At 40.1% G+C, this 16,042-nt stretch carries 18 protein-coding genes and 1 tRNA gene; 6 read left to right on the forward strand and 13 right to left on the reverse strand.

Features of this window, described 5'->3' with window-relative positions:
* Nucleotides 1–22: 22 nt before the first annotated feature.
* The 3 genes from QZR76_RS10515 to QZR76_RS10525 form a co-directional block, all read right to left on the reverse strand.
* On the reverse strand, nt 23–448 hold the full coding sequence (locus tag QZR76_RS10515) for an Hsp20/alpha crystallin family protein (RefSeq protein WP_294142787.1): 426 nt from the start codon (nt 446–448) through the stop codon (nt 23–25).
* Nucleotides 449–663: 215 nt separating this feature from the next.
* On the reverse strand, nt 664–1,767 hold the full coding sequence (locus tag QZR76_RS10520) for a hypothetical protein (RefSeq protein ID WP_294142769.1): 1,104 nt from the start codon (nt 1,765–1,767) through the stop codon (nt 664–666).
* A 159-nt stretch (nt 1,768–1,926) separates the two neighbouring features.
* Nucleotides 1,927–1,999 (reverse strand) — tRNA-Thr (locus tag QZR76_RS10525).
* A gap of 117 nt (nt 2,000–2,116) precedes the next feature.
* Here QZR76_RS10525 and QZR76_RS10530 point away from each other — a divergent pair.
* Both QZR76_RS10530 and QZR76_RS10535 read left to right on the forward strand, forming a co-directional pair.
* Nucleotides 2,117–2,494, forward strand: a complete 378-nt coding sequence (locus tag QZR76_RS10530) for a diacylglycerol kinase family protein (protein WP_294142770.1) — start codon at nt 2,117–2,119, stop codon at nt 2,492–2,494.
* A 29-nt stretch (nt 2,495–2,523) separates the two neighbouring features.
* Complete coding sequence (locus QZR76_RS10535) at nt 2,524–3,042, forward strand: phosphatase PAP2 family protein (RefSeq protein WP_294142788.1); 519 nt, start codon at nt 2,524–2,526, stop codon at nt 3,040–3,042.
* Between the two features lie 2 nt (nt 3,043–3,044).
* Here QZR76_RS10535 and QZR76_RS10540 read toward each other — a convergent pair whose 3' ends face one another.
* Genes QZR76_RS10540 through QZR76_RS10555 form a run of 4 tightly spaced genes read right to left on the reverse strand, consistent with a single transcriptional unit; the run spans nt 3,045 to nt 6,080 of the window.
* The gene (locus tag QZR76_RS10540; protein ID WP_294142771.1) at nt 3,045–3,596 is read right to left on the reverse strand and encodes a flavodoxin family protein; all 552 of its coding nucleotides are present in this window, start codon (nt 3,594–3,596) and stop codon (nt 3,045–3,047) included.
* Between the two features lie 22 nt (nt 3,597–3,618).
* Entirely contained in the window at nt 3,619–4,281 is a 663-nt protein-coding gene (locus QZR76_RS10545) for an HD domain-containing protein (protein ID WP_294142772.1), read from the reverse strand.
* A gap of 25 nt (nt 4,282–4,306) precedes the next feature.
* Nucleotides 4,307–5,464, reverse strand: a complete 1,158-nt coding sequence (pncB, locus tag QZR76_RS10550) for a nicotinate phosphoribosyltransferase (protein WP_294142773.1) — start codon at nt 5,462–5,464, stop codon at nt 4,307–4,309.
* Between the two features lie 10 nt (nt 5,465–5,474).
* Complete coding sequence (locus QZR76_RS10555; RefSeq protein WP_294142774.1) at nt 5,475–6,080, reverse strand: uracil-DNA glycosylase family protein; 606 nt, start codon at nt 6,078–6,080, stop codon at nt 5,475–5,477.
* Between the two features lie 360 nt (nt 6,081–6,440).
* Here QZR76_RS10555 and QZR76_RS10560 point away from each other — a divergent pair, with 360 nt between their 5' ends.
* Nucleotides 6,441–6,914 carry a hypothetical protein gene (locus QZR76_RS10560; protein ID WP_294142775.1) on the forward strand — a complete coding sequence of 158 codons (474 nt, stop codon included), beginning with the start codon at nt 6,441–6,443 and terminating at the stop codon, nt 6,912–6,914.
* Nucleotides 6,915–7,022: 108 nt separating this feature from the next.
* Here QZR76_RS10560 and QZR76_RS10565 read toward each other — a convergent pair whose 3' ends face one another.
* Together QZR76_RS10565 and QZR76_RS10570 are read right to left on the reverse strand one after the other, a co-directional pair.
* Nucleotides 7,023–7,433, reverse strand: coding sequence for a secondary thiamine-phosphate synthase enzyme YjbQ (locus tag QZR76_RS10565; RefSeq protein ID WP_294142776.1), 411 nt, complete (start codon nt 7,431–7,433; stop codon nt 7,023–7,025).
* Nucleotide 7,434: 1 nt separating this feature from the next.
* On the reverse strand, nt 7,435–7,788 hold the full coding sequence (locus QZR76_RS10570) for an arsenate reductase family protein (RefSeq protein ID WP_294142777.1): 354 nt from the start codon (nt 7,786–7,788) through the stop codon (nt 7,435–7,437).
* 390 nt (nt 7,789–8,178) lie between these two features.
* On the opposite strand from QZR76_RS10570, the gene QZR76_RS10575 reads away from it, so the two are divergent.
* Entirely contained in the window at nt 8,179–8,775 is a 597-nt protein-coding gene (locus tag QZR76_RS10575) for a DUF4251 domain-containing protein (RefSeq protein ID WP_294142778.1), read from the forward strand.
* Between the two features lie 110 nt (nt 8,776–8,885).
* Here the strand turns inward: QZR76_RS10575 and QZR76_RS10580 are convergent, their stop codons facing one another.
* Both QZR76_RS10580 and QZR76_RS10585 read right to left on the reverse strand, forming a co-directional pair.
* Nucleotides 8,886–10,265 (reverse strand): tryptophanase, encoded by a 1,380-nt coding sequence (locus QZR76_RS10580; RefSeq protein WP_294142779.1) that lies wholly within the window; start codon nt 10,263–10,265, stop codon nt 8,886–8,888.
* Between the two features lie 253 nt (nt 10,266–10,518).
* Nucleotides 10,519–11,823, reverse strand: coding sequence for a DEAD/DEAH box helicase (locus QZR76_RS10585; RefSeq protein ID WP_294142780.1), 1,305 nt, complete (start codon nt 11,821–11,823; stop codon nt 10,519–10,521).
* A 456-nt stretch (nt 11,824–12,279) separates the two neighbouring features.
* On the opposite strand from QZR76_RS10585, the gene QZR76_RS10590 reads away from it, so the two are divergent.
* Nucleotides 12,280–12,525, forward strand: coding sequence for a DNA-binding protein (locus QZR76_RS10590; protein WP_041502111.1), 246 nt, complete (start codon nt 12,280–12,282; stop codon nt 12,523–12,525).
* 119 nt (nt 12,526–12,644) lie between these two features.
* The gene (locus QZR76_RS10595; protein WP_294142781.1) at nt 12,645–13,823 is read left to right on the forward strand and encodes a class I SAM-dependent rRNA methyltransferase; all 1,179 of its coding nucleotides are present in this window, start codon (nt 12,645–12,647) and stop codon (nt 13,821–13,823) included.
* Nucleotides 13,824–13,851: 28 nt separating this feature from the next.
* On the opposite strand, the gene glmM is transcribed toward QZR76_RS10595, so the two are convergent.
* Both glmM and gcvH read right to left on the reverse strand, forming a co-directional pair.
* Complete coding sequence (glmM, locus tag QZR76_RS10600; RefSeq protein WP_294142782.1) at nt 13,852–15,237, reverse strand: phosphoglucosamine mutase; 1,386 nt, start codon at nt 15,235–15,237, stop codon at nt 13,852–13,854.
* A 72-nt stretch (nt 15,238–15,309) separates the two neighbouring features.
* A complete protein-coding gene (gcvH, locus tag QZR76_RS10605; protein ID WP_294142783.1) occupies nt 15,310–15,684 on the reverse strand; it encodes a glycine cleavage system protein GcvH in 375 nt (124 codons plus the stop codon).
* Between the last annotated feature and the right edge of the window lie 358 nt (nt 15,685–16,042).

Here is a 16,042-nt window from a genome sequence, read left to right on the forward strand (position 1 = left end):
ACCTCTATTCTCTATGCAGAGATTATTTAATCTCTATTTGTTTCTCTTTCTTTACCTCTTCCTCTATCTTTTTCTTCGGAATTGATATGTTCAATACACCGTGTTCTACCTTGGCTTCAATCTTGTCTCTTTCGACATTATCCGGTAATACCATTGTCTGTTGGAATTGAGTGTAAGAGAATTCGCGCCTCAGGTAACGTCCTTCTTTTTTATCTTCCTGTTCCTGTTTTTTCTCCATCGAAACGATCAACTGGTTGTCATCGTCGATTTTAATTTTAAAGTCATCTTTCGTCATACCCGGGGCCGCCACTTCCACCTTATATTCATCATCCGATTCGAAAATATTGATAGCAGGTGCGGTAACATTTGCTTTTGTCACCCATTCGTTACCAAAGAAATCATTAAAAATACCCGGTAACCAATTTTGAGATCTTCTAATAGGCATCATAATCATATCCTCCCATTATTAAGTTAAACATTCAAATTCTTTTGAATTGGGTTTTACTACGAACTCAAATTCATTAGAGGATAATTCAACTTATGTGCCAAACCCAGTATAACGGATAAAAGCTTACCCATACTGAAAAAATGTCCGCATTCATGTCATTTTTACATCTAAATGTAGACATATTGTCCATATTATCAGGAAGATAAAGTACAATTCTAATCTATTTCGTTTCTTAAACCCGTTACGTATTCAGGTACGGTTTTCAAGATAATATCCCGATCCGAGATCCGGCTACCGAAGAAATTCTTATAACGGTCGACTTCGGCCTTCACCTGATTTCCATGTGGGTATATTACGGCCTCTATTTTTGCATCAGGACGAATCATACGCGCCAACAACTGACGGATTTCAAAATCGGCAGCAGGAAGAGAATAACCGATAAAAACAATTTTTGTCGCTTCAGAAAGTTCGATAGCCGCATTCTGCCATACCAGCTTAATTTGTATATTACTCAAATTCTTTAAGTAAGTAGGTAATAATAGATTACTCCTTAATTTTATCGAACTGATCTCCCCCATCCCGTAATTCTTCCGGCAATGACGACAGTAAGCCGCCTCCATCATCTCTATCTCTTCTCCGAATCTCACGTACATCCGTTGGCACATGGGACAATGAAACCAATTCATCGAACCGTGTAATTTCAAATACTTGATATTGTACCCCCCGTAACCAATCGCCAACAAACCGGGTTTAATCGTATCATCATTCGCTTCCCAGGAACTCACGTAACAACAATAGTCCACGACACTCAACTTCTCCGGATGCCCGTTATCAATAGCCCGTTTCAGGGCATGATCGAACAGTACGTCCCAATTCGTGGTAATCAACGAAACCCGGTCTTCCCCGTCATCCATTCTTTTTTTTGCTACTCCGTTAATATACTCGGCAAATTCATCCACATAATCCCCGCAGGTTCTGTTCTTTTTAAAACTGTAATTCACCGCTGCTGCCATCAAGGCGTGGAACTCCTCTCTCAATTCGACCAAGCTCCTTGCACTATAACGACCGATAGAAAGTCCATCCCAAATACAACGATCTATGGGAGTAAATACATCCTCGAGAGCTACTTTACAATAGTGATCCTCATATATATGTAATTCCTCTTTCAAAAAGCCGATGAAATGATCTCTTGCCCGGATCAACTTTTTATTATCACCGGTAAACTTTTCATCCAGAATCGTCCGGATTATCTCGTTCTGAACCAATCCTCCCGCCTCTTTCGAAAATCCAGAGCCTAAAAAATACACCGTCTTTTCCATGTATACCCCATTTGAATTTAGACAAAAGTAATGTTTAATTGTTACATATCCATTTCGTCTTAAATAATCTCATTATACATTTTTATAACTCCGTGGAATATCACCCTTTCCTATAAAGCAAAAAAATAAGGATCAAAATAAAATATTCTGATCCTTTTGAGCCAATTTGGGGACTCGAACCCCAGACCTACGCATTACGAATGCGTTGCTCTACCAGCTGAGCTAAATTGGCAATCACGGCTGCAAATGTAGTACAAATTTTCAAACATAAAAACGATAAATCAAAAAAATTCCCGCATCATTCCTCATTTTTTAGTATGTTTGTCCCGACTTTTTAATAATCAGAAAGATGAACGATCGCAAGTTTTCAATAAAAGCCAGAATCCGTAGTTTCAGATACGCCTTCCAAGGAATTAGAACACTTATTATCCACGAACACAACGCACGTATACATCTTTTGGCAACTTTATGTGTCGTTACGGCCGGATTTTTACTGGATATTTCAAACAACGAATGGATCGCTGTCGTTTTCGCTATCGGATTGGTTTTCTCCGCAGAAGCTTTCAATTCGGCTATCGAATATTTAGCCGATCTGGTATCGCCTGACTACAACGAATTAATCCGTAAATCCAAAGATGTGGCGGCCGGAGGAGTATTATTCACCGCTATTGCCGCTGCTATTGTCGGATTACTTGTTTTCATTCCCCGATTAATCACTTTATTTTAATAAAAATGATACGCTGTCTTTTTATATCGATGATCCTGTCAGGACTCCTTTTCATACAACCCCTTCAAGCACAACGTAAAGCTATTCGCACAACAGGAGACGCCCTTTTCTTCGTCGCTCCCGTGACGGCTTTTACCATGACCTTACTCAAAAAAGACTACGAGGGCACAAAGCAATTGGTATTCTCGGGCGTTACGGCTGTCGGATTGACCTATATTCTTAAATACAGTATCAGCAAAGAACGCCCTGACAAAAGTGACGACCACTCTTTTCCGTCCGCTCATACCTCCATCTCCTTCACGGGAGCCTCTTTTCTGCAACGACGTTACGGCTGGAAATTCGGAGTTCCGGCCTATCTGCTCTCTACCTATGTGGCTTGGAGCCGGGTATACGGGAAAAAACACGATTGGTGGGATGTTCTTGCCGGAACGGCGATAGGAGTCGGTAGTACCTATATTTTCACCAAACCATTCGGCAAAACAACCGTTAGTATCACTCCCGCAATCCTGGACAAATACCCAGGTATTCATGCATCCATTACTTTTTAAACTTAAAAACTCGCACCGAAATTTCGAGCCTTTTCCAAATAATCCGTATTTCGGACTTCTCCCTTCTCCGATACGCCATAGGCATAAATCTCTCCCCGATTTTTCCACTCCATGTAGTGAATCATAATCCGGTAGGTTTCCTGAATACCCTTCAGCTCCGTTACCTCATCGGTTGCCGCAGCCAGTAATAAAGCACACTCCTTCCCTTTCAACTTAACGGGAGAACGATCGACATAATAAGAGTATAAACGATCTATAACGGCTTTCAATTGAGCAGACCAAGTAAAGAAATAAAGAGGCGATACCAAAACAAGGGCATCAGCCTGTTCTATCTCGGTAAATATTTTTTCCATATCATCCGATTGTACACAAGGTTTCCCCATGTTCCAACACATGTCACAAGCAAAACAACCGTTTATCCGGTAACAGGAAACCTTTATGATGCTAACCTCGTGTCCTTGCGCCTTGGCCCCCTCGGCAAAAGCTTCTGCCAACATATCACTATTTCCATCCATCCGGGGACTTCCTTCCAAAACTAAAATATTTTTTCCCATAACCACGAAATTAAATCCATTCCTATAATAATCTTTGATCATTTATGATCAACCCAAAACGAATATTCAAAAACTCTGCCGCTTTTCTACTCAATAACATTCTTCCCAAAAAGATCTCAAAATAATCCATAACGGCCGAGATCTTAGTATCGATTTTCAAATCGAGGATAACGGCACTTTTATCTTCGGTGAAATAGATGCTGGATTCCTCTACGGCATAATTTACCCGATCGTGAATATCGAAATTAACAAAATCCCGATTCCGGACACGGCTACGTCTCACATCTGTCTTGTCTCCCAAAATCAATGCCGCCGCAATCGGATTTACAGGAGCAGCCGTACCTTCATCATGATTGCCGATAGCACTTATTACCTGAGCGATCTCGTCCGCTTCCATACCCATTCTATCCAATAACCGAAAAGCCATCACGGCTCCGCTCTGGGCGTGATCCACCCGATTCACGATATTACCGATATCATGCATATATCCGGCGATTTTAGCCAGTTCAGCCACCCTCTCCGGATAACCCAGGGTCAACAATATCATCTCTGCCGTATTGGCCGCTTTCACCACATGAGGAAACGAGTGCTCCGTATAGCCCAATGTTATCAATACTTTATCTGCTTGAGCTATATAGCTCTTTATTCCCTCATCCTTTCTTATATCTTCATAAGTCACCAACATATTTTCTCTTCTGTTTTTTATATCTTTATAATCGCAATATCCCCAAACACAACTCAATCTCCCGCGGATCCCCGGTATGCTTACCCTCTATGTCGGAAAGCTTCACCGCGGGTAAAAATTCTGCCCGCCCTTTAGGTTTACACTCGAACAATTTTATCACCATATTTAAAGGTTTCACTCCCACGTCATTTGTCAAATAAGTACCAATCCCGTAAACATCGTGAATCCGGCCGTCCACAAACGCTTTGATCTTCTTCACCTCTTCCAGATCCAAAGCATCGCTATAAACAATTGTTTTGGTCGTCGGGTCAATCCGATGATCCCGATAGTGTTTCAATGCCTTTTCCGTAAATTCGTACGGGTTGCCGCTATCCCATCGCAAACCATCAAACAATTTGGCGTATTTGGTATTAAAATTTCGAAAAAAATCAGCCGATGTATAAGTATCCGCAAGAGCGATTCCCAAATATCCGTCATATACATCCACCCAATTAGCCATAGCGATCTCGTTAGCCGAACGATAACCGTAATGAGCTCCATGGTACATAAACCACTCGTGCGGATGTGTTCCCATCGGAGTTAAATTATATTTCATAGCAAGATACACGTTGCTGCTTCCATTAAGAAGGAGTCCCATACGTTCTTTCAATATACCGACCACCCGGTCCTGCACCTCGAAAGAGTAACGCCTCCGGGTCCCAAATTCTGAAATCTCAGCTTTTAACCGCACAAACTCCTTGGCTTTATAAATAGCATTCTTCTCTACATCCCGGGCCTCTAATCCCATCATTTTAAAATACAATTCAGAGATCATGGCCATTAACGGAACCTCCCAAAGTACGGTACGATACCATAACCCACGAATTTCCACGTTTAACTCTCCACCAGTCTGCGAAATCTCTACCTCCTTCGAGTCAAACCGGAATCCTTTTAACAGATCAAAAAAAACGGAATCAAAATAATAACATTTTGCACGCATAAAACGTTCGTCCTCTTCCGTCAGCACCAAGCTCCCCATTTGATCGACCTCTTTCCGCAAAACGGCTGCAAATCCCGGCGGAAACGATGTTTTCCCCCGATTCACAAAACGATAAACCACTTCCGCATCCGGGAACTTCTTCTGGATAGCATTCATCGTCGTGAATTTATACAAATCGTTATCTATAAAACTTTTTACAATCATATCGCCCCTACTACTCCTTTCCTTTATTCAATAACCCGATATCCTCCATCATCTTTTGGTAATACAAGGCTTTCTCTTCCACTGGTTTGGGATAGGCTCTCGAAGAAGAAGGCATCCGGTACAATCTTATCTCCCGACCCTGAAAATAAAATGCAGAAAATCCTCCTACCGGTGGTTGGTCCGTTCCCGTTAATGCTATCAAAGTATCCGTCGCTTTTTGTCCCGTGGTCACAATGGCCCTACACAACGAAAGCCTTTGCAAAATAACCTCCAAATCCACAGACTCCACCACTTCTAAAAATTTATCCGAAGCATTATCTTTATGGCGGATGACCTTCATGGCCGTATCGCTTAAAGCTATTCCTTTCTCCATTAAAAATGCCCGTATTTTCTCCTCCTGAAAGCGTTTCCCATCCTCCGTCAAAAAATAGTTTTTATCCCGAAAAAATACAATTCCCAGGATTCTCCACATATCATTCTGAAAATTCGGGTAGTAAAAGTCCATGGACCAACGGGACCGGGGCGGGGGAAAACTCCCCAACATCAACAATCTCGCCCCCTCCGGTAAGAACGGCTCTAAAGGATGAATCTCTATTGCCTTATTATTATCAATCATTTACACTTCAAAATATCTATATTTCCCAGATACAAATGTACGAAAAAAATACGAACATCATACCACCGAAATCTCCGGTATTTATCCTTTCTTATTTTACATTTTTCGCCTCTTTTACTTTTATTATTTATTGGAAAACATAGACTGTATAAAAAAGAAAACCATAATTTCATTTAAAATGGCCACAATCCAGGAACAAAAAGAACACAGTTTAGATACATTTATTAAAAATAGATGATTTAATTTTGTCAAAATAAAATATCATTATTCTTAATGACATAAATAAATAAATAAATAAATAAATAACAAGACGCTATTATTCCTTGCAATATCTAAATGTGTAACTAAAAAAGTAAAATCATGAAAACATTAAAAATCTTTTTAACACTATGCGTGTTATCGATCAGTTCTTCTTTGTTTGCTTCAGAAGGATCTGTACTTCTAAGTCTTATACCACCTGTCAATGGTAAAAACGATGTCGTGATGACCCAAATTGAAAGCCGGGAAAATTCAGAATCCAGGTGGACAATACGTGCAAAAGTATCGGGCTTTATCGGGCTTTACCAAATTAACAATCTACCTGTAGGAAAAGAATTCCAATTCCGAGTTATTTTAATCTCCAAATACGGAGCGGGAGAACCTTCTTGGCCTGAAAAATTTTATAAAATTCTAGATCCTAAATGGGGATCACTAATCATAGACATTCGTTGTAATCCTCCTGCTATGCCCAAAACATTGAATTCAGCCAACACTAAGATAACCACAAACTATTCCAACATAAACGGTATATTGAACAAGAAAACCACAAAAGTTCCCCTTAGACCTAAAGAATAAATAAAAATAATACGATAAGAAATAGGAATAATAGGAAAATCGAAACAGTAGATTGAAACAAATGTAAGTTTTCAATCTACTGTTTTTATTTCAAAAAAGACACGATCTCTATGCGATTATTGTTGCAACAAGCCGTCGGTCTCCTCCATTCTCTCTAAATTCACAAAGGTATATCCCCTGCCAGATTCCTAAATTCAACTTTCCGCTCGTAATCGGGATTGTAAGTGAAACACCGGTCATCACAGATTTGGCATGTGCCGGCATATCGTCATCCCCCTCCAATACATGACGATAATAGGGTTCCCTCTCTTTTATCAAACGATTGAATATTTGTTCCATATCTTCCCGAACATCCGGATCGGCATTTTCATTCAATGTCAGAGCCGCAGAAGTGTGTTTTATAAACAAATTCAATAAGCCAGTTTCCGGCAAAAGAGGCAAGCGACAAATAACTTCATCCGTGATCAGATGAATACCTCTCGTTTTTTCCCGAAGTTTAAACTCCATTTGTGTTACCATTTCAACCTATATTTTCCCAATCCTCCACACGAAAACCAACCCATACCCGATTTTCCCCTATTAACAAGGGGCGTTTTACCAGTTTTCCGTCAGAAGCCAAAAGTTTCAACTGCTCCTCTTCAGTCAACAGGGGTAATTTATCCTTTAATTGAAGAGCCCGGTATAATTGCCCGCTCGTATTAAAAAAACTCTTGACAGGCAATCCGCTCCGTCTTACCCACTCTTTCAATTCATCATATGCCGGATTATTCACCACGATATCTCTATCTTCATATAAAATATGATGTTGATCCAGCCATTTTTTAGCATTCCGACAGGTACTGCATTTGGGGTACTCTAAAAACAAACAGGTCATGATACTTCCATTAATATATATACTTCCATTTTCGAACGCTTACAAAAGTATACAAATATCACCGATTAAAAAAACGAGAAAAATAGAAAAGGCCGTCTTTACAAAAGATTTGCCATGCAACTATAACACTATAAATCAAAACATTACAACACTTTTTATCTTTTATGCCATACCTGTTTTTATCCAAAGTTTTCTAATTTATTCTAACGGGAAAAAAGGAAATTAATCTTTTTTAAAGAAAGAAGGCTAACCCTCTTTCCATCCCTCACGTATATGCCATAGAATTTCAATATTCTACTCCTTACGGATAGAGACTAGCATCACAAGAGGGGTATCGAATGGGATAAATTCGTTAAACTAAACTACATAAAAAAATAAAAAAGAGACGCTATGAAAAGATTACTTTTTTTATTGGCAATGGCTACATTCTTGTTTTATGATTTCAGTCTTCAAGCACAAACTAAAACAAAACAAGAGATAAAAGCAGAGAGAAAAGCACACAGACAGGCGATGAGAGCACATAATAAAATGGTTCGCCAGTTACAAAATGAAATTGCTTATCAAAACGCATTACAAGCTCTAAAGAATAATAGTTGGGCATTACAGGCAAACACCTTGTATAATAACTATGGCATGCCGATATCTGTAACCAACAACACGAACTTTATAGCAATGGACCGTAATCGAGTTTCTTTACAATTAGCCTTCAACGGTTTCAATCCCGGTCCTAACGGACTCGGAGGAATCACGGTCACCGGCTGGCCTTCCAGTATACATGAAAGAATAGATAAAAAAGGGAATGTTACTTACACGTTCAATGTTATGGGAGCCGCTATTTTCGCACAAGTTACGGTACAACTTTCATACGGGAGTAACTACGCGACGGCAACAGTAACCGGTAACACGAACGGAAGACAATTGACCTTCTCTGGCATACTACTACCTTACAGTCAATCTAATATTTTTGAAAGTGGGTTCAGTTTTTAAGTGAAAACTTTTCAACACGACTCATTTAATATTCAATTACTCAATTTTCGCACACGAAAAAACCGGGTTGGCATTAGCCACCCGGTTTTCATATTATACTCCTACAAAAATTATTTAGCAGGTTCTAACTCGACCGTGAAATGACGCATAATCGGGAACTCTTTGGTAATTACATAACCACGAGTAATAGATTCTCTTCGATCGTACACGTTTTTCAAAGCGGCAGCAATCACATCCATATGATTGTTGGTGTAAGTCCTACGCGGGATAGCCAAACGCAACAACTCTAATTTCGGATAACGGTTTTCACGGGTAACCGGATCACGGTCAGCCAAAATAGAACCGATCTCAACACCACGGATACCGGCTTCCAAATACAACTCAACCCCTAACGTCTGAGCGATAAACTCTTCCTTGGGCACATGAGTTAAGATTTTCTTGGCATCAACGAAAATGGCATGTCCACCGGCAGGACGTTGATAAGGAATTCCGTATTCATCCAATTTAGCTCCCAAATACTCTACTTGTTTAATACGGGTCTCCAAATAATCAAATTCGGTACCCTCATCCAATCCCTGAGCCAATGCATTCATATCGCGTCCGGACATTCCGCCGTAAGTGATAAAGCCTTCATTCATGATACAGAACATCTGGCATCTTTTCCATAATTCTTCGCTTTTGAAAGCAACAAATCCACCCATATTCACGATAGCGTCTTTCTTGGACGACATGGTCATGATATCGGCATACGAGAACATCTCTTTAACAATCTCTTTGATGGTCTTATTCTCGTATCCTTTCTCACGGGTCTTAATAAAATAAGCGTTTTCCGCGAAACGAGCTGAATCAATTTGCAAATTGACTCCATATTTCTTACATAAAGCGGCAACTTCCCGAATATTAGCCATAGAAACAGGTTGACCTCCTGCAGTATTATTAGTCACAGTCAACACTACTGCCGGAATTTTTTCTTTCGGGTATTTTTTCAAAACAGCTTCTAATTTAGCCGGATCCATATTTCCCTTGAACGGAATTTCCAATTGTGTATCCGCAGCTTCATCTATCGTACAATCGATAGCAAGAGCTTTACGGAATTCAATATGTCCTTTTGTCGTATCGAAATGGGAATTTCCGGGAAGTATATCCCCTTCTTTGATAATGGTAGAGTAAAGCACATTCTCGGCAGCACGTCCCTGGTGTGTAGGCAGGAAATAGTCAAAACCCAAAATGTTCTTAATTGCATTCTTCATGTTATAGTATGAACGAGCTCCGGCATAACTCTCGTCACCCAACATCAATTCTGACCATTGTTTATCGCTCATGGCTCCTGTACCGGAATCCGTCAACAAATCGATAAACACATAGTCACTTTTCAGATTAAACAAGTTATACTTAGCTTCTTTAATCCACTGTTCACGCTCTTCACGCGTACTTTTACGGATGGTTTCCACCATCTTAATTCTATACGATTCTGAAAATGGCAATTCCATAATCCTAAAATTTAAATTGGTAAATACTATAAGTTATTTTAATTTGATTTTATTACAAGATATTCGAAAATCAACTGTCGTTTCGAATAAAATGAGAAAACGAGTGAAAAATTCACACATTTACAAGAAAGGTATCCCGTTTCTTGATATTTAAGAAAAGTTGATTGATTAATATGACGCTCCTCACTTTCATGTGGACAAAATTGAGAAAATAAAAAAAAAGATCAAAATAATTTTGATCTTTTTTCCACATCTACTTTTTCTTCCGGTGAGCCATTCGTTTCGCTTTCACGTTTCTACGATTGTCGTCCGCCGTATAACTGTTCTTTTGTTTCCGCGAGTGAAAAGCCCCTCCCCCCTGTGGTTTTCCGCGTTGATAAACGATATTATTGGTTTGTACCCGCTCTTCATCCAATAAAAGTTGGGATATTTCCAGACCTTCAGGCAAATCCGCCAATTCCACCTTTTGTGCGATCAGTTCTTCTATATCGTCAAAACGTTCTTCCTCCTTCTCGGAAACAAAGCTAATCGCCGTTCCCGTTTTACCGGCACGGGCCGTTCGCCCGATACGATGTACATACTCTTCCGCGAGAGAAGGAATATCAAAATTTATAACATGTGTAATATCCTGTACGTCGATACCTCGTGCCGCCACATCGGAAGCTACCATAATCCGAGTTATTCCTTCTTTAAAAGCATTTAAGGCTTTTAACCGGGTATTCTGAGCCTTATTTGAATGAATAACACTTAATTCTTCTCTCCAGTAATCTGCCAAACGCTCCACGATACGATCCGCATTCTTTTTGGTTTCTGTAAATATCATAACCTTTTTAAAAACCTCTTTATCCGCTAATAACAGCTTCAACAAATTGATCTTTGTCATGATATTGGGCACGTCATACCGAATTTGTTCGACATGCTCTACCGGGGTAGCCTGCCGATCTACCTCCACCCTTACCGGATCATACAAAAAATCACCTGCCAATGTATTCACCGCCTCCGAAAAGGTAGCGGAAAACAACAAAGTTTGGTGTTTCTCGGGAATAACCTCCAGAATACTTTTCAATTGCGGTAAAAAGCCCAAATCCATCAATCGGTCTGCCTCGTCAATAACAACCGTCTTGATCGATTTGGTCCGAATAATACCATTATAATAGATATCCATAAATCGCCCGGGAGTTGCCACCAACAAATCCACACCTTCATACACCTTATCCTGTTGGGTACGAATATTCGTACCCCCGTATATTCCAATACAGCGTATGTCCATGTATTCTGCCAAAAGCTCTACGCTTTCACATACCTGTACCACCAATTCCCTGGTCGGAACGACAACTAAAGCCCGCGGATAGACATCCTGAGCGTAATGCAATTTCATCAATATCGGTATCAGGTAAGCCAAGGTCTTCCCTGTCCCTGTCTGTGCTATTCCGATCACATCTTTCCCGGAACGAACGACAGAAAACACCTCTTTTTGAATCGGTGTCGGTGTTTCAAAACCAGCCTCTTCCAAAGCCATCAATATCTGCTTACTTATATTTAATTCTTCAAAACCCATGCTTCAAATTTAGAGTTACAATTTAGATTATCTTTCATAAAAGTCTCATCACAACTACCGGACTGTTTACCTTAATACTCAATAATTGAGTGTACAAAGGTAAAAAAAGCATCTCTCCTGAAAAATAAAAACCTCATTTAATTGTAAGAAAACTCTTTCGCTTCGTCATTTCATTTCTTAACTGACTACAAGTGAAGAAATCGGTCTCACGTACGAGTTCATACCATCTATCTTATTCGAAATCCTCAATAATAAACGAAACCACCCAAAAGCAATCAACATAAAATAATAATGAATCTAAATACAATAAATATATCCTCTCATTATAAAAGAGTTATCCAAATCCACGTTACAAATCTATTACGAATTAGAAGCGCAGAACAAAATATTTTATTTGCTTTTTTCAAAATAAAGTTCTACATTTATTGCAGGTAATAACTCTAAAACTACTACGTTATGACTTATACGATTACATTCAACGAATTAAGAAGAATTAAAGATATGTTGCCTCACGGTAGCATGCAAAAAATTGCGGATGAATTGGGAATCAGTACCGATACCGTAAGAAACTATTTCGGAGGTGATAATTATGAAGAGGGCAGTTCTGCCGGTATTCATTTAGAACAAGGTCCAAACGGTGGAATTGTTGTTTTAGACGATACGACAATCCTTGAAAAAGCAAAAGAAATGCTGGAAGTGTAAACAAAGAAATTTAATACCGGGAAGCGATGAAAAAAGTTCCCGGTATTTTTTTATCCGTTTTTTAGCTACTTTTGCGCCGGAAACAAATCGCATCACTCAGGTGATAGACAAATAGAATTATGAATAAAATAATATTAAAAGCCGGTAAAGAACGCTCTCTTTTCCGCTTGCATCCATGGATTTTCTCCGGAGCCATAGCTAAAATAACGAATGATCTTCAGGAAGGCGATGTGGTCGAAGTGTACAATCACGATCAGGAATTCATGTGTATCGGACATTACCAGATCGGAAGTATAGCTGTTCGGGTACTTAGCTTTGAACAAAGAGAGATCAATTACTCGTTTTGGAAAGAACGTATACAACAAGCATACAACACCAGGATAACCATCGGACTGGCTCAGGCTCCCGATAACAATGTATATCGTCTTATACACGGTGAAGGAGATGATCTCCCCGGTTTAATTGTTGATTTTTATGCCGGCGTTGCCGTTGTCCAATTCCATTCGGTCGGCATGTATAAAGTCCGTCGGGAAATAGCCAAAGCCATCGTAGAGGTTATGGGAGATCAATTGTCGGCTATATACGATAAATCGGAGGGGACTCTTCCTTTCAAAGCCGGATTAAATCCCCGTAACGAATATCTATACGGAGAATCCGAGAATTTCATTGCCATAGAGAACGGTCTAAAATTCAACGTTGACTGGCTCGAAGGACAAAAAACCGGATTCTTTGTTGACCAAAGAGAGAACCGCAGTTTACTGGAAAAATACGCGAAAGGTAAAAATGTATTGAATATGTTTTGCTACACGGGAGGATTCTCGTTCTACGCTATGCGCGGAGGAGCCCGAACGGTACATTCCGTTGACGCTTCGGCCCGAGCCATCGAGCTCACCAACCGGAATGTCGAGTTAAATTTCCCGGGTGATCCAAGGCATGAAGCTTTCGTGGAAGACGCCTTTAAATTCTTGGAAAAATCCGAACATAAATACGATCTCATCATCCTCGATCCTCCGGCCTTTGCCAAGCACCAGAACGTATTGGGAAACGCCATCCAAGGATACAAGAAACTGAATCGCAAAGGGATTGAAGTCGTAAAACCCGGTGGACTCATTTTTACCTTCTCCTGTTCCCAAGTGATGACCAAAGAGCTGTTCAGACAAACTGTTTTCACGGCAGCAGCCAACACGGGAAGAAAAGTGAAAATCTTACATCAATTGACACAACCTGCCGATCATCCGATCAACATCTACCATCCGGAAGGAGAGTATTTAAAAGGACTGGTTCTATACGTGGAATAATAAAAAAAATCGGCAAATGCCGATTTTTTTATCCAATTAAACCCCGAGCCACCTGTATAACCTCTTCGGCTAATCGATTGGCGGAATCCTCGTCTTTTGCTTCCGAATAGATCCGGATGATGGGTTCCGTATTCGATTTTCTCAAATGCACCCATCCTTCTGCAAAATCAATCTTTACTCCATCTATATCCGTTATCTCCTCCGAAGCGTATTTTTGCTTTAATCCTGCCAGGATCTTATCCACATCCATACCCGGGGATAAAGTCAACTTATTTTTTGAAATAAAATACTGTGGGTAAGTTGCCTTTAATTCCGTCATTTTTTTCCCCTCTGCAACATAATGGGAAAGAAATAGTCCTACCCCGACCAAAGCATCCCGACCGTAATGACTTTCCGGATAAATAACCCCCCCGTTTCCTTCCCCTCCTATCACGGTTTGTGTCTCCTTCATCTTGGCAACGACATTGACCTCTCCAACTGCTGCGGCATTATAAGACTGCCCATACCCCACGGTCACATCCCTCAAGGCTCTGGAAGAAGAGAGATTGGAAACCGTATTTCCCGGAGTATGCTTCAAAACAAAATCGGCTACAGCAACTAAGGTATACTCCTCAACAAACATTTCACCATTTTCACAAACCAAAGCCAAACGATCCACATCCGGATCTACCACAATTCCCAAATCGGCACCACATGCCTTTATTTTTTCCGATATCTGCGTTAAATTTTCAGGTATAGGCTCCGGATTATGGCTAAAGAGTCCGGTCGGTTCACAGTTCAACGGAATGATCTCTTTCACCCCTAAGGCTTTTAATAGGGCAGGAATGACTACTCCACCCACGGAATTCACGGCATCCACAACGACTTTCAAGTTAGCCCCGGCGATAGCCTCCCGGTTTACCAACTTTAAGTCCAAAACATGTTGGATATGATAATTGGTATAATCTTTATACGTAATCATTCCCAATTCATCCACATCGGCATACTCGAAAGACTCTTTATCCGCCATTTCCAATACCTTATTCCCCTCCTCGGCAGAGAGAAATTCCCCATCGGCATTCAATAGCTTCAAAGCGTTCCATTGCTTGGGATTATGACTTGCCGTCAGAATAATACCACCGTCAGCCTTTTCTGCCGTAACCGCAATTTCAGTCGTCGGTGTCGTTGCCAACCCGATATTCACCACATCATGTCCTAAAGCGGAAAGTGTCGCTTCGACTAATTTGGCATACATATCACCGGATACTCTTGCATCTCGTCCCAACACAATCTTTGCCTTCTGTTTTCCAGCCCCTTCTTTCAGCCAAGTCGCATAAGCAGAAACAAACTTAACAATATCCAAAGGAGTAAGATTTTCCCCCGGCCTTCCCCCGACCGTTCCACGAATTCCTGAAATAGATTTTATTAGTGTCATAATTATTTATACAAAAAAAGACTGTACCTCCACTCAACAAGAATAAAGGTACAGTCTTTATCATCCATATATTTAAATCAATGCTTTATAGGCATCAGCACTAAGCAATCCGTCTATTTGAGCTTCATCGTCCATTCTAACTTTGATAATCCAACCTTCTCCGTAAGGATCTTTGTTTACCAAATCCGGTTGATCTTCCAATGCAGCATTGAATTCGATCACTTCACCGGAAACCGGCATATAAAGATCCGATACAGTCTTCACAGCCTCAATCGTTCCAAAGGTATCTCCTGCCTCTAAGCTATCTCCCTCGGTCTCGACCTCTACAAATACGATATCACCTAATTGACTTTGTGCATAATCCGTTATACCGATAAATGCCTCTTCACCCTCAACACGAATCCATTCGTGTTCTTTAGTGTACTTTAATTCTGCTGGTACGTTCATTATCTTATTAATTAAATTAAATTTGACGTATATTAATGCTACAAATATAAGCAAAAAATTAAACTCCAAGACAGGAATCAAATATTTTACATCTCTATTTTATCCTCCGTATATTTAATATTTTAATACTCAAAAGAAAGCTTTTTATGAAGAGACAACAGAAACCATTTTTTCTTTTTTTCTCTCTTTTTAAAAATAACTTTTTTTCATTTTTCTTCCTACAGGTATTGCAGAATAAGAAAAAGTCTCTATCTTTGCACCGCAATTGAGAGTAACAGCGGTTATTCAATACAAAAAAGGTTCGGTAGTTCAGCTGGTTAGAATACATGCCTGTCACGCATGGGGTCGCGGGTTCGAG

Origin of the sequence: uncultured Sanguibacteroides sp., from assembly GCF_900543425.1 — a bacterium.
In the GTDB taxonomy this organism is placed as follows: Bacteria; Bacteroidota; Bacteroidia; order Bacteroidales; family Marinifilaceae; genus Gabonibacter.

Coding starts and splice junctions, on each gene's coding strand:
- QZR76_RS10590 (WP_041502111.1), top strand. CDS start 12,280: ATGACTTATACGATTACATTCAACGAATTAAGAAGAATTAAAGATATG.
- QZR76_RS10585 (WP_294142780.1), bottom strand. CDS start 11,823: ATGGGTTTTGAAGAATTAAATATAAGTAAGCAGATATTGATGGCTTTG.
- QZR76_RS10575 (WP_294142778.1), top strand. CDS start 8,179: ATGAAAAGATTACTTTTTTTATTGGCAATGGCTACATTCTTGTTTTAT.
- QZR76_RS10560 (WP_294142775.1), top strand. CDS start 6,441: ATGAAAACATTAAAAATCTTTTTAACACTATGCGTGTTATCGATCAGT.
- QZR76_RS10570 (WP_294142777.1), bottom strand. CDS start 7,788: ATGACCTGTTTGTTTTTAGAGTACCCCAAATGCAGTACCTGTCGGAAT.
- pncB (WP_294142773.1), bottom strand. CDS start 5,464: ATGATTGTAAAAAGTTTTATAGATAACGATTTGTATAAATTCACGACG.
- QZR76_RS10545 (WP_294142772.1), bottom strand. CDS start 4,281: ATGTTGGTGACTTATGAAGATATAAGAAAGGATGAGGGAATAAAGAGC.
- QZR76_RS10515 (WP_294142787.1), bottom strand. CDS start 448: ATGATGCCTATTAGAAGATCTCAAAATTGGTTACCGGGTATTTTTAAT.
- QZR76_RS10540 (WP_294142771.1), bottom strand. CDS start 3,596: ATGGGAAAAAATATTTTAGTTTTGGAAGGAAGTCCCCGGATGGATGGA.
- QZR76_RS10565 (WP_294142776.1), bottom strand. CDS start 7,433: ATGGTAACACAAATGGAGTTTAAACTTCGGGAAAAAACGAGAGGTATT.
- glmM (WP_294142782.1), bottom strand. CDS start 15,237: ATGACACTAATAAAATCTATTTCAGGAATTCGTGGAACGGTCGGGGGA.
- QZR76_RS10580 (WP_294142779.1), bottom strand. CDS start 10,265: ATGGAATTGCCATTTTCAGAATCGTATAGAATTAAGATGGTGGAAACC.
- gcvH (WP_294142783.1), bottom strand. CDS start 15,684: ATGAACGTACCAGCAGAATTAAAGTACACTAAAGAACACGAATGGATT.
- QZR76_RS10520 (WP_294142769.1), bottom strand. CDS start 1,767: ATGGAAAAGACGGTGTATTTTTTAGGCTCTGGATTTTCGAAAGAGGCG.
- QZR76_RS10595 (WP_294142781.1), top strand. CDS start 12,645: ATGAATAAAATAATATTAAAAGCCGGTAAAGAACGCTCTCTTTTCCGC.
- QZR76_RS10555 (WP_294142774.1), bottom strand. CDS start 6,080: ATGATTGATAATAATAAGGCAATAGAGATTCATCCTTTAGAGCCGTTC.
- QZR76_RS10535 (WP_294142788.1), top strand. CDS start 2,524: ATGATCCTGTCAGGACTCCTTTTCATACAACCCCTTCAAGCACAACGT.
- QZR76_RS10530 (WP_294142770.1), top strand. CDS start 2,117: ATGAACGATCGCAAGTTTTCAATAAAAGCCAGAATCCGTAGTTTCAGA.